We start from the raw sequence: 21,632 nt of genomic DNA on the forward strand, positions 1-21,632 counted from the left end.
CCGGGCGCCGGCGGCCCCGTCGGCGGGCACCCGTTCCGCCGACCGGGCCGGTGCCGCCCGGTCGGTCACCCGACGCCGGCGTCCGCGAGCAGGCCGCGGACGATGCGCTCGGCCCCCCGCTCGCCCCAGAGGATCGAGTAGTGGTTGGTGTCCGGCACCGGCGAGGCGGGCACCCGGGCCGGATCGAGCCCGGCGAGCCCGATCCGCCGGTGGTCGTAGAGCCCCTGCGGCTCGTCGAGCAGACCGCGCTCGGCCCAGATGAGTTCGGCCGGGCAGGAAAGCCGGTGCACGGCGGCCGCCGCCTCCCGGTCCAGCAGCACCTGGGCGCCGTCGGCCTGCACGGCCTCCAGCACGCAGGATGAGCGGAGGTCGGGCTCCACCCCGACCAGGTCGCGCCCGGTGTAGGCGTCGAGCTCCGCCGACCAGACCGGCCCGAAGGCCGGGTGGCGCTGCCAGAACTCCCGGTAGGCGGCCCGGTCCGGGAAGGTCATCGACAGCCGGGCCAGGGCCGGGCCGAGCACCGCGGCCAGGGCGTCCTCCTCGCGGACGCCCTCCGGCAGCGGGAAGGTCAGCGCACCGTCCACCAGCAGCACCCGGCGGACGAGGTCCGGATGCCGCACCGCGGCCAGCGCGGTGACCCAGGCCCCCATCGAGTGGCCGACCACGGTGACGGGCCCCGCGCCGAGCGCCGAGATCACCGCGGCCACGTCGTCGGCGTGCCGGGCCAGCCCGTACGGCCCGGCGACCGCCCGGCTTCCACCGCGCCCCCGCAGGTCGGGCGCGAGCAGGGTGACCCGCCCGGCGAGCCGGCGGGCGACCTCGTACCAGGCGAGGCCGTTGGCGGTGATGCCGTGCACCGCCACGACGGTCGGGGCGTCCGGGCGGTCGGCCGGCCAGCGCAGCACCGCCAGCTCACCGCCGGGCACGGGGACGGCCGCCTCCTCCGGGTGCAGGGGGGACTGGCTCATGCGGGGGTACCTCCGAAGGGGCGGGCGGGCCGGACACCGGCCGGCGTCCGGACCGGGCGGGCGGACCGGGCGGCGCGGACGCGCCCCGGACGACGGGCGAGGCCGCCGGGCAGCAGGTGGACCACCGCGAGGACGGCGAGCCGCCGGGCGGGGCCACCGGTCGGGCCCGCGCCCGGGCGGGCACCGGAGGCGGTTCCGGTGGGTACTGTCGAGCTGCGCATGGTGGCCGACTCCTGGGGGTGCGGCGGCTGGATGCCGGAACCGTAGGTGTGCGGTGGGCCGGGCGACATGTGACCGGGCGACGCATCGGCCCACCGCGATGTGGCTGCGGCCGCCATACCGCCCGGTCCGCGCGGCTCCCCGGGTGCCGGGGTGTGGCCGTGCGCCACGCCCCGGCACCCGGGCATGGCGGCGGCGGCCATGGCTACGGCGGCCCGTGCCCGGTGACGGTGGAGGCGGCACGGCGGCCGTCCGGCCCGTCGCGGCTGCGCGTCCCTCCCCTCCGGGTGCCGCTCCGTCTCCCCTACCCCCTCCGACGCCGCACCACCACCACCTCCCCCCGGAGCGATCCCTTCCTCCCTCTCCCACTCCTCACGAGGTGACCCCTTGGACAAGGTCCTGGACTCCCCCGCCGACGCCGTCGGGGACATCCCCGACGGCGCGGTGCTGGCCGTCGGCGGCTTCGGCCTCTGCGGCATCCCGAGCACGCTGATCGGCGCCCTGGTGGACACCGGCACCACCGGCCTGCGCGTGGTCTCCAACAACTGCGGAGTGGACGACTGGGGGCTGGGCCTGCTGCTGCGGGCGGGCCGGATCGCCCGGATGACGTCCTCCTACGTCGGCGAGAACAAGGAGTTCGCCCGGCAGTACCTGGCCGGTGAGCTGGAGGTGGAGCTGACCCCGCAGGGCACCCTGGCCGAACGGCTGAGGGCGGGCGGCGCCGGCGTCCCCGCCTTCTACACGCCCGCCGGTGTGGGCACCCAGGTCGAGGAGGGCGGGCTGCCCTGGCGCTACGCGACGGACGGCTCGGTGGCCCTGGCCTCCCCGGCCAAGGAGGTCCGGGAGTTCGGCGGCCGCCGGTACCTGCTGGAGGAGGCGATCACGGCCGACTTCGCGCTGATCCGGGCCGAGGTGGCGGACCGGCACGGCAACTGCGTGTTCCACGCGGCCGCCCGCAACTTCAACCCGCTGTGCGCGGCGGCCGGCCGGATCACCGTGGTCGAGGCCGACCGGATCGTCGAACCGGGCGAGCTCGCCCCGGACGCCGTGCACCTGCCCGGGGTCCACGTGGACCGGGTGGTGGCCGCCGACCCCGGGGACCGCCGCATCGAGCGCCGGACCGTCCGCCCCGAACCGGCCGCGCCCTCCCCGGCGAACGCCGGACCGGCCGGCCCCGCCGGGCGGCCGCCCGTCCTCGACGCGCGCAACGCCCTGGCGGCCCGCGCCGCCCGGGAGCTGCGCGACGGACAGTACGTGAACCTGGGCATCGGCCTGCCCACCCTGATCCCCGGTCACCTCCCGCCGGGCGTCCAGGTGGTGCTGCACTCGGAGAACGGCGTCCTGGGCGTAGGGCCGTACCCGGTCGGGGGCGCCGAGCACGCCGACCTGGTCAACGCCGGGAAGGAGACGGTGACGGTCGCCCCCGGTGCCTCGTACTTCGACTCGGCCTTCTCCTTCGGCATGGTCCGGGCCGGCCGGATCGACGTCTCGGTGCTCGGCGCGATGCAGGTGTCGGCCGGCGGCGACCTCGCCAACTGGACGATCCCCGGCCGGATGGTCAAGGGCATGGGCGGCGCGATGGACCTCGTGCACGGCGCCCGCCGACTGATCGTCGTGATGGAGCACACCGCCCGGGACGGGTCTCCGAAGATCGTCGAGGAGCTCTCGCTCCCCGCCACCGGGCGGGCGGTGGTGGACCGCATCGTGACCGATCTGGCCGTGATCGACGTGACCCCGGACGGGCTGCGGCTGGTGGAGACCGCCCCGGGCGTGGAGTTCGCGGCGGTCAGGGCCGCGACGGCCGCGACCCTGCTGCCCCCGCTCTGAGGCTGCCGGGGCACGGCACGGCGAGCCTGAGTGGAGAAGGGGAACGGAGAAGCGGAACGAGGAACAGGAGAGCCCGACGGAACGGCCGGACGCCTCGCGGTGCGCCGGCCGTTCGCCCGGCCCGTAGCACCACCGGCCGCCCCTCGTGCCGGCACACACGCCGGATTCACCGCATCGGCACCGGCGAGGCCCGGAATGGCCGAGAACCGTGCGATCCTCACGCGGGCACGGCGCTCATCCCCCGGATCGGTTGCGATCACGGTTGCGCTCCGGGAGAGTTGGGGCGCAGTGGATCCCGCACCCGGGAGGGGAAGCCGGGACGCGTCACGGGATCCGCACGTGGACTCCCCTGCAGGCGCTCGACGAATTCCGCTCGCGGACGCATGACCCGCGGACAGATGACCCGGGGACGCCCGGCGCGCGGACGCATGGCGCGAGTGGCGGCCGGAGATCGGCCCGGAACGCCGCAGTTCACCCGGCGGACTTCCACCGGACCGGCTTTCGGGCGCAGTCGGGCGCAGCAGGGCGCAGCAGGGCGTAACCAAGCACAGAGCGAGACACGGAGCGCAGCAAGGCTCCGGGGGGCGCGGACCGGCCCCGCCGAACGCGACCGCCGGCGCACCGGGGCGCAGCACGACGCGGCAGGTCGCATACTCCCGTTCCGGACACGCACCAACAGGCCCGCCGACACGGCCGGCCCCGCTGGGGGGAGCTGACGATGACCACGCCGTTCGCACGGCAGAGGGATGCCGGAACGGCCCGCGGGCGGGGCGCCCGACGGCGGCTCGACGAGGAACTGGCCTCCGTCCCGGCTCCCGAAGCCCCCTACGACTACGGCCACTTCAGCCGACTCGCCGGCCCGGCCCACGACCCGGACGAGGACGACGACCTCGGCGGTGGCGTCTACCGGCCCGAGTCCGTTCCCCACTGGCCCGAGCCCGCCCCCCACGGGCCGGACCACGGCGCTCCCCCCGAGGCGCGGCTCGCGGACCTGCCCGGGGACCTGTCTCCGGACCGCACGGCGGAGCCGACCGCCCCCGCCCCCTACCGGGTGCAGTACCGCAGCCTGTTGCGCCGCGAGCCGCACCGGGTCCGCGCGGTGCTGCTGCTGGTGGCGGCCCCGTTGGTGGAGGCCGTGCTGCTGGTCTGGCTGCTCCTGCCGGAGCACTGGCCCGAGCGCCCCGGCGAGACGGACACGCTGGTGCTGCTCGGCGACCGGGTGATGATCGGGATCATCGCCGTGGTCGAGCTCTTCCGGCTGGTCAACGTGGTCTCCAACACCCACGCGACCCTGGTCGCCCGCGACCCGGTGCCGGTGACACCGCAACCGGGCACCCGGGTCGCCTTCCTGACCACCTGTGTGCCGGGCAAGGAGCCGCCGGAGATGGTCCGGGCCACGCTCGTCGCGGCGCGCGCCGTGCGGCACGACGGACCGTACGACCTGTGGCTGCTGGACGAGGGGAACGACCCGGCGATGCGGGCCCTCTGCGCCGAGCTCGGCGTGCGCCACTTCAGCCGGTCCGGCCAACCGCACTGGAACCGGCCCGAGGGCCGGTTCCGCGCCCACACCAAGCACGGCAACTACAACGCCTGGCTGCAGGCGCACGGCGACGACTACGACTTCTGGGTCTCGGTCGACACCGACCACGCCCCGCTGCCCGACTTCTGCGAGCGGATGCTCGGCTACTTCCGCGACCCGGACGTGGCGTTCGTGGTCGGCCCCCAGGTGTACGGGAACTACCGGAGCTCGGGATCGGCCGTCACCAGGTTCTCCGAGAGCCAGCAGTACCTCTTCCACGCCCTCGTCCAGCGCGCCGGGAACCGGTACGGCGCGCCCATGTTCGTCGGCACCAACAACGCCGTCAGGATCCGCGCGCTCCAGTCGATCGGCGGACTGTCCGACTCCGTCACGGAGGACATGGCGACCGGCCTGGAGTTCCACCGGAGCCGGAACCCCGGGACCGGTGAACGCTGGAAGTCCGTGTACACGCCGGACGTGCTCGCGGTCGGCGAGGGCCCGTCCTCCTGGACCGACTTCTTCTCCCAGCAACTCCGCTGGAGCCGCGGCACCTACGAGACCCTGCTCACCCGGTACTGGCGGGTGCTCTGGCAGCTGTCGCCCGGCCGTCTGCTCAACTACTCGCTGATGGTGGGCTTCTACCCGATGGCGGCGCTCACCTGGCTGCTCGGCGGTGCGTCCAGCGTCCTCTACCTGGTGTTCGGCGCCTCGGGCGTGCACGTGTCCTCCGAGATCTGGATGATGCTGTACAGCGACGCCGCCGCCCTCCAGCTGCTGCTCTACACCTGGAACCGCAAGCACAACGTGAGCCCGCACGAGCCGGCCGGTTCCTCCGGGGTGGCGGGCATGCTGATGTCGGCGCTCTGCGGCCCGGTCTACGCCGCCTCCCTGGTGCAGGCGCTGCTGCGGCGGCGCAGCCGGTTCGTGGTGACGCCGAAGGGCCGTTCGGCCAGTACGGACCGGGTCGGCACCTTCCGCTTCCACCTCTTCTGGGCACTGGTGTTCGGCGGGGCGATCGCCGCATCCTTCGTCACCGGGCACGACCACGTCGCGATGCGCACCTGGGCCTGGATCGCCCTGCTCCTGACCCTGCTGCCGGTGCTGGTGCTGGCCGGTGACGCCGTCCGCCGCCGGCGCACCCGCCCCACGGCCACCCTCACCGTCACCGGCGGCCCTGCGGCGGCGCCGAAGGTGCTGCTGGAGAAGCGCCGCCCCCGGCACGCCCGCCGGCCGGGGGGCGGCGGCCCGGAAGGGGGCCCGCCCGCGCCGTTCCCCCCGCCCGCACCGTTCCCCCGGGCCGCGCCGGACCGGACGGGGAGCACCACCGGGCGCTGAACCCGCCCCGGCAGAACCGGTCGGAACCCGCCGGAACCGACGGAGCCGACAGCCCGAGACGACCACGAAGACCACGAAGACCAGGACGACCGAGCAGACCAGGCAGACCAGGCAGACCAGGCAGAGCTTCCCGAGGGGACCAACCACCGTGAAGATCCACAAGACCGGCCGGACCAAGCGCTTCGCCCTCGGCAGCACCGTGGCCCTGGCCGTCGCCGGGATGAACGCGCCGGCCGTCCTCGGGTTCGCCACCCACCAGTACCACCAGTACGTGATCAACCGCCCCGAGTACAAGGCGGAGTACGGGCACTGGCAGACCCTCACCCTGCCCGCAGGGTTCCGGGTCAACGCCGTCCACGCCTCCCTGCTGCGCACCGGCAAGGTGCTCATCGTGGCCGGCTCGGGCAACGACGAGAAGCACTTCGACGCGGGCACCTTCCGGAGCCTGCTCTGGAACCCCGCCGACAACACCTACAAGCTGGTGCCCACCCCCGCCGACATGTTCTGCGGCGGCCACGCCTCCCTGCCGGACGGTCGGCTGCTGCTCGCCGGCGGCACGCAGCGCTACGAGAAGCTGGCGGGCGCGGTGAAGCGGGCGGCCGGCGTCATGCGGGTGCGCAACGAGAGCCCGGCCGGCGCCCGGACGTTCCCCAGGGGCACCGTCTTCGTCGGCCCGAACGGACGCGAGTACGCCTCCACCGCCCCGGTGACCGTCCCGGCCGCGGTGAAGAGCGGCTCCGGCCGGCAGACCGTCGTCACCGCCGGCGAGCAGCACGTGTTCGTCGAGGCGGTCGGCGAGGGCGCCGACTGGGTCGCCGGCTCCCCCGCCCAGTACCGGATCAAGGGCCTGGACGGGGCCGACGCGCACGACCTGTACGGGCAGAGCGCCAAGCTGACCCTGGACAAGCAGGAGTACCAGGGCATCCGCTCGGCCTTCGAGTTCAACCCGGACACCGAGCTCTACGAGCAGGTCACCGACATGGCCTCGGCCCGCTGGTACCCGACGCTCACCGGACTCGGCGACGGCCGGGTGCTCACCGTCTCCGGCCTGGACGACACCGGGGAGATCCTCAACGGCAACGACAACGAGATCTACGACCCGGGGAGCAGGACCTGGTCCAAGGGCCCGGACCGCTACTTCCCGACGTACCCGTCGATCTTCCTGACCGCCGCCGGCAAGCTCTTCTACTCCGGCTCCAACGCCGGCTACGGCCCGGCCGACAAGGGCCGCGAGCCCGGCGTCTGGGACCTCGCCACCAACGGCTTCCAGCCCGTCCCCGGCCTGCGCGACCCGGACCTCACCGAGACGTCCTCCTCGGTGCTGCTGCCGCCCGCGCAGGCGCAGAAGGTGATGGTGCTCGGCGGCGGGGGCGTCGGCGAGTCCCCGTCGTCCACCGCGCGCACCGACATCGCCGACCTGTCCGCCGCCGCGCCCGCCTTCACCCCGGGCCCGGACCTGCCGGCCGGCGGCACCCGCTACCTCAACAGCGTGATCCTCCCGGACGACACCGTCCTCACCACCGGCGGCTCCAGCGGGTACCGCGGCCGGGGCGGCAGCGACCTGCTCAGGGCACAGGTGTACCACCCGGACAGCAACACCTTCACGGCCGCGGCCGAGCCCACCGTCGGCCGCGACTACCACTCCGAGGCGCTGCTGCTGCCGGACGGCCGGGTGGCCGTGCTCGGCTCGAACCCCCTGTTCGCGGACAAGGCCGAGACCACCCCGGGCGGTTTCGAGCAGCGCATCGAGGTGTACACGCCGCCGTACCTGTTCCACGGTGAGCGTCCGCAGGTCGGCGCCGCACCGGAGCGGGCGAAGCTCGGCGGCACCGTCCGGATCGGCAGCACCCGGCCGGAGACGGTCACCACCGCCAAGCTGATCCGGCCCAGCTCCGTCACCCACGTGACCGACGTCGAGCAGCGGTCGGTGGCCCTGGACATCGGCGCGCGCACGGCCGACGGCGTCGCCCTCACCCTCCCCGCCAACCCCGACCTGCTGCCGCCCGGCTGGTACATGCTCTTCGTGACGGACGCCGCCGGCACGCCGTCGGTCGCCCGCTGGATCCAGGTGACGCGCTGACCGGGGCCCGCGGCGGCCAGGGCCTCGCCGGTTCGCCCCCCGGAGGGCCCGAGCCCGAACCGGCGAGCCCTGGGCGCTCCCTCGCCGCCCGGCCCGTCGGCAGCCGCCCTCAGCGGGAGGTCGCCACCGCCCGGCCCGTCAGGGCGCGGCCTGCGCCAGACCCAGCGCGTAGGGCAGCCAGAACTCGCCCGCCCGGGGCTCGCCGCGCCCGCACTCGCCGTCGGACTCCCCAGGGTTCTTGATCCACAGGTAGGCGTCGACCCCGGGCCGGCCGGTGTCGGCGGACGGCCGTTCGCCGAGCGCGCGGCCCGGCGGGTTGCACCAGGCGTCGCCGCCCAGCGGGCCGTTGCCGTTGCGGCTGGTGTCGATCACGAAGGGCTTTCCGCCGAGGGCGGCGGAGAGCTGGGCGCCGTACGCCGCGTTCCGGTCGGTGGCGTAGAAGTTGGCGACGTTCACGGCGAACCCGTCGGCCGCGGCGATCCCGGACTTGCGCAGGGCGGTGGACAGTTCGGCCGGGTCCTGTGACCAGCCGGGGTTGCCCGCGTCCAGGTAGACCCGCACCTGCGGGCGCTTCTTCAACTCCTGGACGGCGAAGGCCAGCAGACCGTAGCGCTCGGCCGCGACGTCGCCCTTGATCCCACAGGTGTCGAGGGTGTGCGCGACGGCGTCCGGCTCCAGCACCACCCAGGCCCTGCGGTCGCCGAGGGCCTCCGCGACGCCGCTGATCCAGGCCCGGTAGGCCGCGGCGTCGGTGGCGCCGCCGGCCGAGTAGAGGCCGCAGTCGCGGTGCGGGATGTTGTAGGCGACGAAGACGGCCGTCCGGTCGGCTTCGGCGGCACGCTTGCTGACCTGTTCGGCGATCTCCCTGGCGCCCTGCTCGCCGAGCCACTGCGCGGAGGGCTGGGCGGCGATCCGCAGCAGGGTGTCGGCCTCCGCCGTCCGGCCCTGGCCGCGCAGGGCGGTCACCTGGCGGGCGGCGTTGGTCCGGTCGGACACGTAGAAGGCCTGGCCGGGGAGTTGGGCGAGCCCGCCGGGGCCGACGCCTCCCGCACCTCCCGCACCTCCCGCACCTCCCGCACCTCCCGTACCGGCACCCCCGCTCGCGGCACCCGGGCTCGGGTCGGTGGGCACGGCGGTCGGCGCGGCGCCCGGCGTCCGGCCGGTCGATCCCCCCGACCCCCCGGTCGAACCGCCGCAGCCTGCCGCGGCCCCCACCAACAGTCCCACCAGGGCCGCCCCCGCGACCCGTCGGAATGCCCCTACCCGTCCCACCCGGCGCACGTTCCGCCCCTCCCCAGAGCCGGTCCGGCGACCGGTCGGCACCAGCTAAGCACACCGGGTACCGACCGCCCGCCACGCCCGGTGAACGGAGGGTGGCCGTGGAGCGGCCGGCGGGCGACCGCCCGCCCGGACCGTCCGCCGAGCCACCCCGACGCCGCCGGGGCCCCACCCCCGAACGCCCCGGGCGTTCGAGCCCCGAACGCCCTCGGGCGCTCAACCCCCGGGCGCTCAGCCCTGCTTGAGGTCGGGCACCTGCCAGTCGATCGGCTCGCCGCCGAAGCCGTCCAGCGCCGTGTTGATCTGCGAGAACGGCCGGCTCCCGAAGAACAGCTTGGCCGACAGCGGCGACGGGTGCGCGCCCTGCACCACCACGTGCTTGGAGGTGTCGATCAGCGGCAGCTTCTTCTTCGCGTAGTTCCCCCACAGCACGAAGACCACCGGCTCCTCGCGCTCGCTCACCGCCTTGATCACGGCGTCGGTGAACTTCTCCCAGCCCTTGGCCTTGTGCGAGTTGGCCTCGTGCGCGCGCACCGTGAGCACCGCGTTGAGCAGCAGCACGCCCTGCTCGGCCCAGTGCATCAGGTAGCCGTTGTCCGGGGCGGGGATGCCGAGGTCGGCGTCCAGCTCCTTGAAGATGTTGCGCAGCGACGGCGGCGTCCTGGTGCCGGGCAGCACCGAGAAGCTCATGCCGTGCGCCTGGCCGTTGTCGTGGTACGGGTCCTGGCCGAGGACGAGCACCCGGACCTTGTCGTACGGGGTGGCCTCCAGCGCGGCGAACTCCTGGCCGCTCGGCGGGAACACCTCGTGCTCCGCGCGCTGGGCCGCCACGAAGGCCGCCAGCTCGCCGAAGTACGGCTTCTCCGTCTCGGCACCCAGCACCGCGCGCCAGGACTCGGGCAGCTCCAGCCCGCCGCCCGCACCGGCCTCGACGACGCCCGCCTCGACAGTGTCCGTCACGACATCCACCTCCCACACCGCGGCTGTTGCGCCGCACGCCCTCTTTCACCCCGAACGCTACACAGCCCCACCGACAACTCACTCCCCCGGAGCCGGAGCGGCCGCGGCGGCCGCCCGCGCCACCCGCACGTGCTCCAGCACGTTGAGCCCCACCAGCAGCACCGCCAGCGTCACCAGCACCGCCAGCGCCGGCAGCCGCACCATCGCGGGCGCCAGCCCCAGCACCAGCACCGCGGCGCCGATCCGGGTGCTCGCCACCTGCCGGAACATCATCCAGCGGGTGTACCCGAAGGTCAGCAGGTAGAGCCCGCATCCGCCGTACAGCAGCGCCACCGCTCCCGGGCCGAGCGCCCGCCACGGGTCCGCGACCGTCTCCCCGAAGCCGACCGCCACCCCGATCACCCCGGCGACCAGCGCCAGGTGCCCGTACTGGAAGATCCGCCGGATGACGTCGCGCCGGGAGTCGGCGACCTCGACGGCGTGCCGCATCGCGTCCGCCGCGTAGACGAAGTACTGCCACCACAGGCCCGCCGAGATGGTGAACGCGGCCGCCACGGCGACCAGTTCGGCCGCGTCCAGCCGCGCGCCGGCCGCCGTTCCGCCGATCCCGACGATCGACTCGCCGAGCGCCACCAGCAGGAACAGTGCGAACCGTTCCGGCATGTGCGAGGGGTGGTAGGCCACCGCGGCCAGCCGCCGCCGGAACACCAGCGGGGCCGCGAGGTCGCAGAACGCGGCCGCCGCCCACAGCCCCAGCCGCGGGCCGTCCGGCAGCAGCCCGCCCAGCACCAGCAGCGGCCCGCTGACCAGCACGCCCGCGCCGTACGGGCCGCGCCAGACCCCCGGCACCCGGATCAGCAGGAGCAGCAGCACCACCCTGGCCAGCCAGTACCCGAGGCCGAGCAGCACGCCCCGGCCGCCGTACGCGCCCGGGACGGCCAGCGCCATGAACAGGCCGGCCAGCCCCACCGCCAGGATGCCGAGGCGGTCCCGCGGGTTGTCCACGTCCCGGATGTTGGCCTGCACCGTGGTGCCCACCCAGCACCAGTAGACCGGCACGAACACCACGAGCGCCCGGACGAGGCCGGCCCCGTCGTGGTGGTGGTGCAGCAGCCCGGAGACCTGGGTGATCGCGAAGACGAAGACCAGGTCGAAGTAGAGCTCGGCCCAGGTGACCCGCTTCTCCTCGGCCGCCCCGCCGCCTCCCGCCGCGCCGCCGTCCGGCGTTCCGACGTCCACCGCCCCGACGTCCACCGTTCCGACGTCGACCGCCCTGACGTCCCCTGCCGCGGCAACCACCGCTCCGACGTCCCCCGTCGCACTCATCCCGCCGTTGCCTCTCCCCAGGTACGAAGCGGGCCCCGCCCCGGCGACCGGCCGGAACGGGGCCCACGACAGCACCGCAGAGGCTAGACCAGGTCGACCAGGTCCGCGATCGACTTGACCACCCGGGTCGGCCGGTACGGGAAGCGCTCCACGTCGGCGGCGGCGGTGAGACCGGTGAGGACCAGGATGGTCTCCATGCCCGCCTCCATGCCCGCGACGATGTCGGTGTCCATCCGGTCGCCGATCATCACGGCCGTCTCGGAGTGGGCGCCCGCGGTGTTCAGCGCCTCCCGCATCATCAGCGGGTTGGGCTTGCCGACGAAGTACGGCTCGACGCCGGTCGCCTTGGTGATCAGGGCCGCGACCGAACCGGTGGCCGGCAGCACGCCCTCGGTGGAGGGGCCGGTCTCGTCCGGGTTGGTGCAGATGAACCGGGCGCCCTGGTTGATCAGGCGGATCGCCTTGGTGAGCGCCTCGAAGCTGTAGGTGCGGGTCTCGCCGAGGACGACGTAGTCCGGGTTGTTGTCGGTCAGCACGTAGCCGGCCTGGTACAGCGCGGTGGTCAGGCCCGCCTCGCCGATCACGTACGCGGTGCCGCCGGGGCGCTGGCCCTTGAGGAACTTGGCGGTGGCCAGGGCGGAGGTCCAGATGCACTCCTCGGGCACCTCCAGGCCCATGCCGGCCAGGCGGGCGCTGAGGTCGCGCGGGGTGTAGATGGAGTTGTTGGTGAGCACCAGGAACGGCTTGCCGGACTCCCGCAGCCTGCGCAGGAACTCCTCCGCCCCGGGGATCGGGGTGCCCTCGTGGATGAGGACACCGTCCATGTCGGTCAGCCAGGACTCGATGGGCTTGCGGTCTGCCACGTGCGTGTCTCCCGAGTGTTGCAACGTCGTGCGGTGGGCCCTGACGCGGCACAGCCTAATCCGCACGCCTGCCCGACGGCAGCACGTCCCGCGCAGCGGAACTCCGCCCCAGCCCCCGTCCCCGCTGCCGTCCCCTCCGGCGTGACCCGTCGGCCCGGGCGGGTGGCCCCGCAGCAAACCGGGAGCAACCGGGCGCCTCATGATTGAGTGGGCCCCATGAGCCCCGAGACCTCCCGCCCGTTCCGCGTCGGCCTGATCGGCTACGGCCTGGCCGGTTCCGCCTTCCACGCCCCGCTCATCGCCACCACCCCGGGGCTGCGCCTGGACGCCGTGGTCACCGCCAACCCCGAGCGCCGCGAGCAGCTGCAGCGCGAACACCCCGGCGCCCGCGCCGTGGACACCCCGGAACAACTGCTCGCCGACCCGGACGCGCTCGACCTCGTCGTCATCGCCTCCCCCAACCGCACCCACGCCCCGCTCGCCCGCGCCGCCCTTCGCGCCGGGCTCGCCACCGTCGTCGACAAGCCGCTGGCCGGCACCGCCGCCGAGGCGCTGGAGCTCTGCCGCCTCGCCGAGTCCCGCGGCACCCTGCTCTCCGTGTTCCAGAACCGGCGCTGGGACGGCGACTTCCTCACCACCGCCCGGCTCGTGCGGGGCGGCGCGCTCGGCCGGGTGCACCGCTTCGAGTCCCGCTTCGAGCGCTTCCGGCCCAAGCCCAAGCCCGGCTGGCGCGAACTCGCCGACCCGGCCGAGGTCGGCGGCACCCTGTACGACCTCGGCAGCCACCTCGTCGACCAGGCGCTCACCCTGTTCGGACCGGTCGAGACCGTGTACGCGGAGATCGACGTCCGCCGGGACGGCGCGGTCGTCGACGACGACGCCTTCCTCGCCCTCACCCACGCCTCCGGCACCCGCTCGCACCTGTGGACCAGCGCCATCGCCCCGCTGATCGGCCCCCGGCTGCGCGTCCTCGGCGACACCGCCGGGTACGTCAAGCCCGGCATGGACCCGCAGGAGGCCGACCTGCGCGCGGGACACCGGCCGGACGGCAGCCGGCCCTGGGGCGCGGACCAGCCCGCGCAGTACGGCACCCTCGGCACCGACGAGTCCGTGATCACCCTGCCCACCGACCCCGGCGACTACCCCGCCTACTACGCCGGCATCGCCGCCTCGCTGGCCTCCCCCGGCACCCCGCCGCCGGTCGACCCGCACGACGCGGTGGCCACCCTGACCGTCCTGGAGGCCGCGCGCACCTCCGCCGCCACCGGCACCACCGTCCGGCTGGACTGAACCCGCGCCGGGCCCGTCGCCCCCGCACGTCCCCGAGACTGTCGCCCCCACCCCGCGGACCCTGGAGTGGCCGGATGGACAGTCGGCGGGGGCGACCGGTCAGCGGCGAGGAACGGCTGCAGCGCGAACGGGCCTGGTCGGCCGGGCAGCAGGAGCGGGAAGCCGCCTGGAACGCCCGGCACGAGGCGCAGCAGAAGGCCTGGCAGGCACAGGAGCACGAGCGCAACCTCGTCCTGCGGCGCACCCCGAGCCGGCGGCCGGCCCTGCTGGCCGCGGCGGCGCTGGCCGACCGGGTCGAACGCGACGGGGTCGCGGCCCTCACACCCCGATGACCTCGACCGCCGAGCCCAGGCCCCGGAAGTCGGCGACGTTGCGGGTGTAGAGCGGCAGGCCGTGCGCGGAGGCGACGGCGGCGATCATCAGATCGATCCGTCGCGGCCGGGGCTGGCGCCCGGCGGCGATCGTCAGGGTCACCAGCGTCCCGTACCGGGCCGCGGCCGCCGCGTCGAACGGCAGCGGGTCGAAGTCGGCCATCGCCGCGCCCAGCACTTCCAGCCGGGCCGCCCGGCTGACCGGGTCGCGCGCCATCGACACGCCCTGCTGCAGCTCGGCGAAGGTGATCGCGGTCAGCTCCGGCACGGCCGGCAGGTCCGCCGGGGAGAGCAGCGCCAGATCGATGTACACGCAGGTGTCCAGCACCCCGGCCGGCCGCCGCCGGGACGCCCGTCGGCGCTCAGCCACGCGGCCGCTCGAACGGGTCGTCGCCGTCGTCCCCCACCAGCTCCTCCGGACCGAAGTACTCCTCGGCCTCCTTGCGCATCTCCTGGTAGTCCACCCGCGGCAGCTTCACGTGCCGCGCCACCAGCTCCTCCGCCGTGAGCCGCCGCCGCCCCGCCACCGGCCGCAGCTCCGCGACCTCGACCCCGTTCCTGGTGATGTGGAAGGTCTCCCCCGCCTCCACCGCGTCCATCACCGCGGCGGAGTTGTTCCGGAACTCCCGCTGGGTAATCGTCTTCATGCTCCCCAAGGTAGCCCCGCGTAGCCCCACTCGCTACACCCCGAACACCCCGGACCCACCTCCCCGGGCAGGACGGCACGGATCGGGTGCGGGTGTCCGCGAGGGAGATTCCCCGAGCGGCTGTCGGGCGGGTGGGTGCAGGCCGTAGGATCGGGCTCCTGTACGTCCGGTGGGTCCGGAGCATCGAGAGGAGTGGCGCGTGGGCATCGTGGCGATGTTGATCGGGCTGCTCCGGGTGCTGACCGGGGAGCTGGTCACCGAGGGCGGGTCGTTCGCCTCGGTGGCGGCGGTCGCGGCCGTGGTGCTGGTGGCCGGTGCGGTCGCCGGGACGCTGGCCGGGGCGCGGCTGCTCGGGGCGCGGGCGCCCGCCGCGGTGCGCAGCGGGGTGTTGCGGCGTCGTGCGTTCGGCACGGCCTTCCTGCCGCAGCGTGATCCGGATGCCCGGGGCAGGCGACGCCCGAGGGCACCGGGTGCGGCCCCGGCGGCCGCGTAGTCCTTCCGTTCCGCCGTACGACGCGGCCGTCCTCCGCCGATCACTCATGTTCTGAGACCCCGGAGGGCTCGCTTCACCATGTCCGTTCTCGCTGTTCTCGACCCGGCCGTCGCCGTCGCCCACGCCGCCGTCGCCGCACTCGCCGAGGTCCTGCCGACCGCGCTGGCGATCGTCCTGTTCACCGTCGCCGTCCGGCTGGCGCTGCACCCGCTGGCGCGGGCCGCGGCGCGCGGGGAGAAGTCCCGTGCCCGGCTGGCGCCGAAGGTCGCCGCGCTGAACAAGAAGTTCAAGGACCGACCGGAGAAGCTCCGGGAGGCGCTGGCCGAGCTGTACCGGGAGGAGCAGGCCTCGCCGTTCGCCGGGTGCCTGCCGCTGCTGGTGCAGATCCCGTTCTTCTCCGTGATGTACCGGCTCTTCACCACCCCGAACGGCCTGCTGGACCACACCCTGTTCGGCGTGCCGCTCGGCCTGCACGTGGGGGGCGCGCACGGTGCCGGGCAGCTCGCGGTGTTCGGGCTGCTGTACGCCGGGCTGGCGGCCGTCGGGTACGTCAACTTCCGCCGGGCGCGGCGTGCGGCGGCGGCGCAGACCACCCCGCAGCCGGGGGCGGGCCTGCTGCCGTACCTGTCCTTCGGTTCGGTGCTGTTCGCGATGCTGGTGCCGGTGGCGGCCGCGCTCTACCTGGTGACCACGAGCGTCTGGTCGGCGGCGGAGCGGGCCTGGCTGCACCGGGACGGCACGCCGGCGCCGGCGACGGCGCTGGCGCTCTGACGCCCGGGGGACGCGGGGGTGCGTGGACGCAGCGGTGCGGGGCGCCCGGTCGGCCGGCCGGCCACCGGGTGCCCGGCCGGGCGGCGTGGCCCCGGGCGCCGCCGGCCGCCGCCGGTCAGAAGTGCTCGAGCAGCTCGGGGAAGGTCCTGAGCTGCAGGGTGGCCTCGTCCGGGCCGAGGTCCTGGTGCTCCAGCACCCAGGTGTGCTCGTGCGGGATGAAGACGGTCCGCAGCCCGGCCCCGCGGGCGGGGGCGATGTCGGACTTGGGCGAGTTGCCGATCATCCAGGTCCGGTCGGGGTCGAGGCCGAGGTCGGCGACGAGCTGCAGGTAGGTGTCGACGGACTTCTCGGCCACGATGTGGACGCCGCGGAAGTGGTGGTCGATCGTGGAGGCCGCCACCTTCCGCTGCTGCTCGTCGAGGTCGCCCTTGGTGAGCAGCAGCAGGTGGTGGCGGTCGGCGAGGGCGGCGACGGTGGTGGCGACGCCGGCGATGAGTTCGACGTCGCGGGCGGTGAGCGGGGTGAGGAGCTCGGTGATCCGGGCGTCCTCGGCCTCGGTGAGGGCGCGGTCGCCGTTGAGGACGCGCGCACAGTCGGCGAGGCTCTGCCGGAACACCGTCGCGCCGTAGCCGAGGGCCGCGGAGTTCTCGGCCTCGATGCGGTCGAGGACGGCCCTGGCGCCGTCCCGGTCGGCCGGGGCGGCGACCCAGTCCAGGAAGCCGTCGATGACCCGCTCGAAGAGGACGTTGTTCTCCCAGAGGGTGTCGTCGGCGTCGAAGATCAGGGTCTGGTCGGTGTGCATCGGGTCTGCTCCAACGGAGTCTGAAGACGTGGTCTGAGAACACGGGCGGGAGGGGCCCGGAGGCGACGGCCGGGCGCGGTCCGACGGCCGGGCGCGGGGCGGTGGTCAGGCGCGGGGCGCGGGCGCCGCGTCGAGCAGGCGGGCGGCCCGGTCGAGGGTCTCGCGCAGGTTCTCCTCGCTGGTCCGCTGCCGGGCCTCGGCGAGGGTGAGCCAATCCAGCGGGGAGGCGGGGTTCTCCGGTCGGGCCCGGTCCGGCTCGGCGGTGGCGAGCAGGAACCGCAGGTCGGCGTGCTGGTGGGCCGGTTCGGTGGCGGACGCCGCGACGGGGACGACGACGAGGTGGAGGAGGGCGGCGTCGGGCCAGGGCGCGAGGTCGGTGAGCCCGGTCTCCTCGCGGCCCTCGCGCAGGGCGATGTCCAGCGGGACGGTCTCCCCCGGGTCGCCGTGCCCCCCGATCTGCAGCCAGGCCTGCTGGCGGACGTGCCAGCGCAGCAGGACGCGGCGGGTGGGCGGGTGGACGATCAGCGCGGAGGCGGTGAGGTGGAGCGGGGTGCTGCGGTCCCAGAGGCCCGCGGCAGGAGCCTCGCCGGTCGTGCCGGTCGCGCCGGTCCTGACGGCCGCGCCCGTCCCGACGGCACCGGCGCCCTCTCCGGCGGCCGCGACGAGGCGGCGGACCCGCTCGTGGTCGGCCGTCTCCGCCGCGCCCTGCGGCAGGTGGTCGGCCAGCAGTCGGGGCAGGTCGGGGCTCTGCGGCAGGCCGCCCGTGGTCACCATGATCAGCACTCCTCGTTCTGCTCCGGACCGCCTCAACCGGCTTGCGGGGGCGGGTGATCGGGCCCGGCGCTTCCGGTTCCGGCGAACCCGCGCAGCCTATCCACGGGCTGTTCGCGGGCCCACCGGTTTTCGCCCGCGCCGGCCGGGGGACGGGCCGGTCGGAGCGGTCCGCGGAGGGCCGTTAGCCTGTGGTGATCGATCCTGTGGTGATCGTTCCGGGACAGGTGGAGGGATGTCGTCATGGTGGCTGCTCCGGCACTCGCGGATCTGCGCGAGGTGTGCCAGCCGCAGGCCAAGCTGCAGAGCCGCAACGGTGAGCACTGGGCGGGGCGGATGTACATGCGGCGCCTCTCGCTGCGGACGACCCGGCAACTGGTGCGGACCTCGGTGTCGCCGAACACCCTGACCTGGGTGATGGTGGTCTGCGGGGTCGGCGGCGGGGCGGCCCTGCTGATCCCGGGCCTGACCGGTGCCGTGCTGGCCGCGGTGCTGTTCCAGCTGTTCCTGCTCTTCGACTGCGTCGACGGCGAGGTGGCGCGCTGGAAGCGCCAGTTCAGCATGGCCGGGGTGTACGTGGACCGGCTGGGCGCCTACCTGGCCGACGCCGCGCTGATGATCGGCGCCGGGGTCCGGGCGGCCCGCGGCGGTTCGGAGCTGTGGATCTCGGTGGGTCTGGCGGCGGCGCTGGGCGTGGTGCTCCTCAAGGCCTCGACGGACCTGGTGGACGTGGCCCGTGCCCGCAGCGGGCAGGCCCCGGCGGACGAGGAGTCCACGCAGCCCCGGTCGCAGGGCATCGCGACCGCGCGCCGGCTCGCCTCCGTGTTCAAGATCCACCGGGTGACGAACGGCATCGAGGCCTCGCTGGTCCTGCTGGCGGCGGCCGTGGTGGACGCGGCGCTCGGCAACCTGGACGCGACGCGGGCGACGGTCGCGGGCATCGCGGTGATCACCTGGGGCATGGTGGTGGCGCACCTCGCGTCGATCCTGTCCTCCTCGCGCCTGCGCTGACGGGCCGACGGACGGGCTGACGGGCGGACGGGCCGCCGGACGGGCGACCGGCCGCCGGACGCCGGGCCGACGGTCGGGTTGCTGGCCACCGGACGCCGGGCCGAAGGTCGGGTTGCCGGCCACCGGGCGCATGGCCACCGAGCCGCCGCTCCGCACTCCGGAGCACGCGCCGCTCCCCCGCCCGGGGGAGTCGGCGGCGCCGGGCCCGCCGCCGGGCGGACGCGGCGCCACCGGCCCCGCGGGGAGGGTGGGCACATGACCGCTCCCCGGCCCGCCACCGCCGTTCCCGACCCGCCCCGCTGGGCCGTCCGCGCCGCGCACGCCGCCGCGGTGACCGCACTGCCGTCGGGCCTGTGGCGCCTGGCACTGGTCGCGGGCTGGCACGGCGGGTACACCGGTGCGGGCTACCGGGCGATGGGCTTCGACGGTCCGGGCGCGGTGTGGCCGGTGACGCTGAGCGTGCTGACGGAGGCCCTCGCGCTGCTCACGGTCGGGCTGGTGCGCCCCTGGGGCACGGTGGCGCCGCGGTGGGTCCCGTTCATCGGCGGGCGCCGGGTGGACCCGCGGGCGGTGGTGGTCACGGCCTCGCTGGGCGCGGCGGGGCTGGTCTGCCTGTGGACGCCGTTCGCGGCGTGGTGGACGTTCCCGCCCTCGGGCATGAGCCCGCTCGGCCACACCCTGGTCGGCTTCCTCTACCTGCCGACGGTCGCCTGGGGGCCGCTGCTGGCCGCGGTCACCGTCTCGTACCACCGGCGGCACCGGGCTGCGGCCGTCGTCGAGGCGGCCGGGGCGGCCGTCGACGGGACCCCGTCCACCGAGCACCCGCCGACCGGTCCCACCCCGACGCCCGACGCAGCCCCGACGCCCGAACCAGCGCCGACGACACCGACGCGGACGCCTCCGCCGACACCGACACCGACACCGACACCGACCAAGCGGTGAACCGAGCCCCGGCTACGCCTCGGCGGCGGTGCGCGCGTACGCGGCGAGGACGGTGTCGAGGAGTCCGGGGAAGCGCTGTTCGAGGTCGGTGGCGCGCAGGGCGGAGAACCGGCGGTTGGCCTCCTCGCGCTGGCGGATCACGCCGGACTCGCGCAGCACCTTGAAGTGGTGGCTGAGGGTGGAGGGCGCGACGTCCACCGGGAAGGTGCCGCAGGCCCGTTCGGGCTCGGTGCGCAGGACGCGCACGATGGTCATCCGGGTCGGGTCGGCGAGCGCGTGCAGGACGTCGAGGAGGTCGATCTCCCGGGTTTCGGGGTGAGCGAGCGCCGGTCGGCGCCGGGTGCTTCGGGGCACGGTCCAGCCTCTCTGATCTGCGATGTTCGACAGGTCTCGAAACGCCGTGGTACCACTGACCCGCGACAATTTCGTCGTTCGTCGAACATCGTAGTCGAGGGGGACCGACATGCGCGCACTGGTGATGACCGCACCCGGCGGAGCCGAGCACACGGAGATCCGGGAGGTCGGGGCACCGCTCCCCGGCCCCGGGCAGGTCTCCGTCGACGTGGCCTACGCCGGCCTGAACTTCGTGGACGTGATGACCCGGCGCGGCGACAGCGCCTACGCCGCCGACTGGCCGTACCGGCCGGGCAAGGAGGTGTCCGGCACCGTCCGGGCGGTCGGCGAGGGCGTCACCGGACTGGCCGTGGGCGACCGGGTGGCCGCCGCACCGGTCGGTGCCGGGCTGGCCGAGGTGGTGCTCGCCGAGGCGGCGCTCACCGCACCCGTGCCGGACGGGGTCGCCCTCGCCGAGGCCGCCGCCGTCCCGCTCGGCCTGGCCACCGCGATGCTGCTGCTGGACGACGCGGGCCGGTTCACCGCCGGGGACACCGTCCTGGTGCACTCCGCCGGCGGCGGCATCGGCAGTGCGATCGCCCGGCTCGTCCCGCTGCTCGGCGGCGGCCGGCTGATCGGCACGGTGGGGCGCCCGGAGAAGGCGGAGGCTGCCGTCGCCGCCGGGTACGACGCCGCCTTCGCCCGCGGCGAGGGCCTGGCCGAGGCCGTCCGGGCCGCCGCCGGCGGCCGGGGTGTCGACCTCGTCCTCGACCCGCTCGGTACCGACGCCCTGGAGCTCGACCTCGCCGTGGCCGCGCCCGGCGGCCGGATCGTCCTGTTCGGCAACGCGGGCGGCGGCGCCGTCGCCGACCTGCCGCCGCTCGCCCGCCTGATGGCCGGCAACCTCACCGTCACCGGCTTCAGCCACCGCGGACTGGCCGCCACCGCCCCCGAGCGGCTCGGCCGGGCGATCGGCAAGGTGCTCGGCCTGATGTCCGGCGGAGGCCTCGCCCTGCCCGTCACCGAACTCCCCGGCCTGGACTCCGTCGCGGCCGCCCACGACGCCATGGAACAGGGCCGCGCCCTGGGCAAGTACGTGGTGCGCGTGGCGGGTTGACCGCCCCCGCCGGCCGGGGCGGGCCTGGCCTGCCAGGGCCGCCCCGGCCGGCAGCCTCGGGGCCGAGATACCGTGGACTGGTCCACGGAGGCCGGGGACAGGAGCGCACGCATGACGGCCGGACACCGGTGGCCGCTGGACGAGACCCCCTGGCCCGCCGAGGCGACGCTGGCGTACGGCGAGATGGTGGAGCTGACCACCCCGGAGCCGCCGGTCCCCGAGCTGGGCTTCCTCGGTCCGGACCTGCTGGGCACCCGGGGGGTCGTCGTCGAGTGCCTCGTCGAACGGGACGACCACGACGGCCGACCCGGCCCGGTCTACTCGGTGGAGACCGAGGACGGGAGCCCCTGGCGCCTGCGGCCGGAGTTCCTCTCCTCCCTGGGGCGGCTGCACCCCGGCATGCCGCCCCGCCACCGCAGTGACCTGCCCGAAGGCACCCGGGTGTGGATCCGCGACGAGCCCGAGCGGCCAGGCGGGCCCGCCGAAGCCGCCGAAGCCGTCGGACGGATCGGACGGATCACCGGCCTCTGGTGGACCACCGCCCTCGAACCCCCGAAGGGCTACACCGTCGACGTGGACGGATGCAGCCGCAGCGTGACCCCGCAGGAGATCGAGGTCCTCTGACCCCGCGACCGGGCCGACGTCCTGACTCCGCGTGTGAAGTCGACCCGGCCGACTTCTCGTGCGGGGCCCACCGGCGGTTCGACCA

The 21,632-nt window shown here is 75.0% G+C and carries 21 protein-coding genes and 1 pseudogene; 12 read left to right on the plus strand and 10 right to left on the minus strand.

Annotation, left to right across the window (positions count from 1 at the left end):
- Positions 1-65: 65 nt before the first annotated feature.
- Positions 66-968: an alpha/beta hydrolase gene (locus AB0N04_RS23420; protein ID WP_360209385.1), complete on the minus strand. Its 903-nt coding sequence runs from the start codon at positions 966-968 to the stop codon at positions 66-68.
- A gap of 606 nt (positions 969-1,574) precedes the next feature.
- On the opposite strand from AB0N04_RS23420, the pseudogene AB0N04_RS23425 reads away from it, so the two are divergent.
- From AB0N04_RS23425 to AB0N04_RS23440, 4 genes and pseudogenes are all read left to right on the plus strand, one after another.
- Positions 1,575-2,315: pseudogene (locus tag AB0N04_RS23425) on the plus strand (CoA transferase subunit A); the annotation flags it as partial.
- 84 nt (positions 2,316-2,399) lie between these two features.
- Entirely contained in the window at positions 2,400-3,014 is a 615-nt protein-coding gene (locus AB0N04_RS23430) for a 3-oxoacid CoA-transferase subunit B (RefSeq protein WP_360209523.1), read from the plus strand.
- Between the two features lie 718 nt (positions 3,015-3,732).
- Positions 3,733-5,868 carry a glycosyltransferase family 2 protein gene (locus AB0N04_RS23435; protein ID WP_360209388.1) on the plus strand — a complete coding sequence of 712 codons (2,136 nt, stop codon included), beginning with the start codon at positions 3,733-3,735 and terminating at the stop codon, positions 5,866-5,868.
- Positions 5,869-6,088: 220 nt separating this feature from the next.
- Entirely contained in the window at positions 6,089-7,948 is a 1,860-nt protein-coding gene (locus tag AB0N04_RS23440) for a kelch motif-containing protein (protein ID WP_360209526.1), read from the plus strand.
- Between the two features lie 138 nt (positions 7,949-8,086).
- Here the strand turns inward: AB0N04_RS23440 and AB0N04_RS23445 are convergent, their stop codons facing one another.
- The 4 genes from AB0N04_RS23445 to AB0N04_RS23460 form a co-directional block, all read right to left on the minus strand.
- The gene (locus AB0N04_RS23445; protein ID WP_360209391.1) at positions 8,087-8,944 is read right to left on the minus strand and encodes a glycoside hydrolase family 6 protein; all 858 of its coding nucleotides are present in this window, start codon (positions 8,942-8,944) and stop codon (positions 8,087-8,089) included.
- A 513-nt stretch (positions 8,945-9,457) separates the two neighbouring features.
- A complete protein-coding gene (locus AB0N04_RS23450; RefSeq protein ID WP_360209393.1) occupies positions 9,458-10,186 on the minus strand; it encodes a uracil-DNA glycosylase in 729 nt (242 codons plus the stop codon).
- Between the two features lie 78 nt (positions 10,187-10,264).
- The gene (locus AB0N04_RS23455; protein ID WP_360209396.1) at positions 10,265-11,425 is read right to left on the minus strand and encodes a low temperature requirement protein A; all 1,161 of its coding nucleotides are present in this window, start codon (positions 11,423-11,425) and stop codon (positions 10,265-10,267) included.
- A gap of 170 nt (positions 11,426-11,595) precedes the next feature.
- Positions 11,596-12,375, minus strand: a complete 780-nt coding sequence (locus AB0N04_RS23460; RefSeq protein WP_360209399.1) for an HAD-IIA family hydrolase — start codon at positions 12,373-12,375, stop codon at positions 11,596-11,598.
- 216 nt (positions 12,376-12,591) lie between these two features.
- Between AB0N04_RS23460 and AB0N04_RS23465 the strand changes: the two genes are divergently transcribed.
- On the plus strand, positions 12,592-13,665 hold the full coding sequence (locus AB0N04_RS23465) for a Gfo/Idh/MocA family oxidoreductase (protein ID WP_360209402.1): 1,074 nt from the start codon (positions 12,592-12,594) through the stop codon (positions 13,663-13,665).
- Between the two features lie 74 nt (positions 13,666-13,739).
- The gene (locus tag AB0N04_RS23470) at positions 13,740-13,997 is read left to right on the plus strand and encodes a hypothetical protein (protein WP_360209405.1); all 258 of its coding nucleotides are present in this window, start codon (positions 13,740-13,742) and stop codon (positions 13,995-13,997) included.
- Here AB0N04_RS23470 and AB0N04_RS23475 read toward each other — a convergent pair.
- Both AB0N04_RS23475 and AB0N04_RS23480 read right to left on the minus strand, forming a co-directional pair.
- On the minus strand, positions 13,984-14,406 hold the full coding sequence (locus AB0N04_RS23475) for a type II toxin-antitoxin system VapC family toxin (protein ID WP_033333624.1): 423 nt from the start codon (positions 14,404-14,406) through the stop codon (positions 13,984-13,986). The genes AB0N04_RS23470 and AB0N04_RS23475 overlap by 14 nt on opposite strands.
- On the minus strand, positions 14,399-14,683 hold the full coding sequence (locus AB0N04_RS23480) for a type II toxin-antitoxin system prevent-host-death family antitoxin (protein WP_360209406.1): 285 nt from the start codon (positions 14,681-14,683) through the stop codon (positions 14,399-14,401). Before AB0N04_RS23480 ends, AB0N04_RS23475 begins: the two co-directional genes overlap by 8 nt.
- A 199-nt stretch (positions 14,684-14,882) precedes the next feature.
- On the opposite strand from AB0N04_RS23480, the gene AB0N04_RS23485 reads away from it, so the two are divergent.
- Complete coding sequence (locus AB0N04_RS23485; protein WP_360209408.1) at positions 14,883-15,176, plus strand: DUF6412 domain-containing protein; 294 nt, start codon at positions 14,883-14,885, stop codon at positions 15,174-15,176.
- 78 nt (positions 15,177-15,254) lie between these two features.
- Positions 15,255-15,947: a YidC/Oxa1 family membrane protein insertase gene (locus AB0N04_RS23490; protein WP_360209410.1), complete on the plus strand. Its 693-nt coding sequence runs from the start codon at positions 15,255-15,257 to the stop codon at positions 15,945-15,947.
- A 115-nt stretch (positions 15,948-16,062) separates the two neighbouring features.
- Here AB0N04_RS23490 and AB0N04_RS23495 read toward each other — a convergent pair whose 3' ends face one another.
- Positions 16,063-16,749 (minus strand): HAD family hydrolase, encoded by a 687-nt coding sequence (locus tag AB0N04_RS23495; protein ID WP_360209412.1) that lies wholly within the window; start codon positions 16,747-16,749, stop codon positions 16,063-16,065.
- 105 nt (positions 16,750-16,854) lie between these two features.
- Positions 16,855-17,523 (minus strand): NUDIX domain-containing protein, encoded by a 669-nt coding sequence (locus AB0N04_RS23500; RefSeq protein ID WP_360209415.1) that lies wholly within the window; start codon positions 17,521-17,523, stop codon positions 16,855-16,857.
- 240 nt (positions 17,524-17,763) lie between these two features.
- On the opposite strand from AB0N04_RS23500, the gene AB0N04_RS23505 reads away from it, so the two are divergent.
- Positions 17,764-18,531, plus strand: coding sequence for a CDP-alcohol phosphatidyltransferase family protein (locus AB0N04_RS23505; RefSeq protein ID WP_360209418.1), 768 nt, complete (start codon positions 17,764-17,766; stop codon positions 18,529-18,531).
- Between the two features lie 255 nt (positions 18,532-18,786).
- Complete coding sequence (locus AB0N04_RS23510) at positions 18,787-19,473, plus strand: hypothetical protein (RefSeq protein WP_363365198.1); 687 nt, start codon at positions 18,787-18,789, stop codon at positions 19,471-19,473.
- Positions 19,474-19,485: 12 nt separating this feature from the next.
- Here AB0N04_RS23510 and AB0N04_RS23515 read toward each other — a convergent pair whose 3' ends face one another.
- Positions 19,486-19,827: a metalloregulator ArsR/SmtB family transcription factor gene (locus tag AB0N04_RS23515; protein WP_360209423.1), complete on the minus strand. Its 342-nt coding sequence runs from the start codon at positions 19,825-19,827 to the stop codon at positions 19,486-19,488.
- A 109-nt stretch (positions 19,828-19,936) separates the two neighbouring features.
- Between AB0N04_RS23515 and AB0N04_RS23520 the strand changes: the two genes are divergently transcribed.
- Both AB0N04_RS23520 and AB0N04_RS23525 read left to right on the plus strand, forming a co-directional pair.
- Positions 19,937-20,923 (plus strand): zinc-binding dehydrogenase, encoded by a 987-nt coding sequence (locus AB0N04_RS23520; RefSeq protein WP_360209426.1) that lies wholly within the window; start codon positions 19,937-19,939, stop codon positions 20,921-20,923.
- Between the two features lie 111 nt (positions 20,924-21,034).
- Entirely contained in the window at positions 21,035-21,547 is a 513-nt protein-coding gene (locus tag AB0N04_RS23525) for a hypothetical protein (protein WP_360209429.1), read from the plus strand.
- Positions 21,548-21,632: the final 85 nt, after the last annotated feature.

The organism is Kitasatospora sp. NPDC051702 (assembly GCF_040681575.1).
In the GTDB taxonomy this organism is placed as follows: domain Bacteria; phylum Actinomycetota; class Actinomycetes; order Streptomycetales; family Streptomycetaceae; genus Kitasatospora.

Excerpts from the sequence above, each read along its gene's own strand:
- AB0N04_RS23420 (WP_360209385.1), bottom strand. The coding sequence starts at position 968 with ATGAGCCAGTCCCCCCTGCACCCGGAGGAGGCGGCCGTCCCCGTGCCC.
- AB0N04_RS23435 (WP_360209388.1), top strand. The coding sequence starts at position 3,733 with ATGACCACGCCGTTCGCACGGCAGAGGGATGCCGGAACGGCCCGCGGG.
- AB0N04_RS23440 (WP_360209526.1), top strand. The coding sequence starts at position 6,089 with ATGAACGCGCCGGCCGTCCTCGGGTTCGCCACCCACCAGTACCACCAG.
- AB0N04_RS23465 (WP_360209402.1), top strand. The coding sequence starts at position 12,592 with ATGAGCCCCGAGACCTCCCGCCCGTTCCGCGTCGGCCTGATCGGCTAC.
- AB0N04_RS23470 (WP_360209405.1), top strand. The coding sequence starts at position 13,740 with ATGGACAGTCGGCGGGGGCGACCGGTCAGCGGCGAGGAACGGCTGCAG.
- AB0N04_RS23480 (WP_360209406.1), bottom strand. The coding sequence starts at position 14,683 with ATGAAGACGATTACCCAGCGGGAGTTCCGGAACAACTCCGCCGCGGTG.
- AB0N04_RS23490 (WP_360209410.1), top strand. The coding sequence starts at position 15,255 with ATGTCCGTTCTCGCTGTTCTCGACCCGGCCGTCGCCGTCGCCCACGCC.
- AB0N04_RS23495 (WP_360209412.1), bottom strand. The coding sequence starts at position 16,749 with ATGCACACCGACCAGACCCTGATCTTCGACGCCGACGACACCCTCTGG.
- AB0N04_RS23500 (WP_360209415.1), bottom strand. The coding sequence starts at position 17,523 with ATGGTGACCACGGGCGGCCTGCCGCAGAGCCCCGACCTGCCCCGACTG.
- AB0N04_RS23505 (WP_360209418.1), top strand. The coding sequence starts at position 17,764 with ATGGTGGCTGCTCCGGCACTCGCGGATCTGCGCGAGGTGTGCCAGCCG.
- AB0N04_RS23510 (WP_363365198.1), top strand. The coding sequence starts at position 18,787 with ATGACCGCTCCCCGGCCCGCCACCGCCGTTCCCGACCCGCCCCGCTGG.
- AB0N04_RS23520 (WP_360209426.1), top strand. The coding sequence starts at position 19,937 with ATGCGCGCACTGGTGATGACCGCACCCGGCGGAGCCGAGCACACGGAG.
- AB0N04_RS23525 (WP_360209429.1), top strand. The coding sequence starts at position 21,035 with ATGACGGCCGGACACCGGTGGCCGCTGGACGAGACCCCCTGGCCCGCC.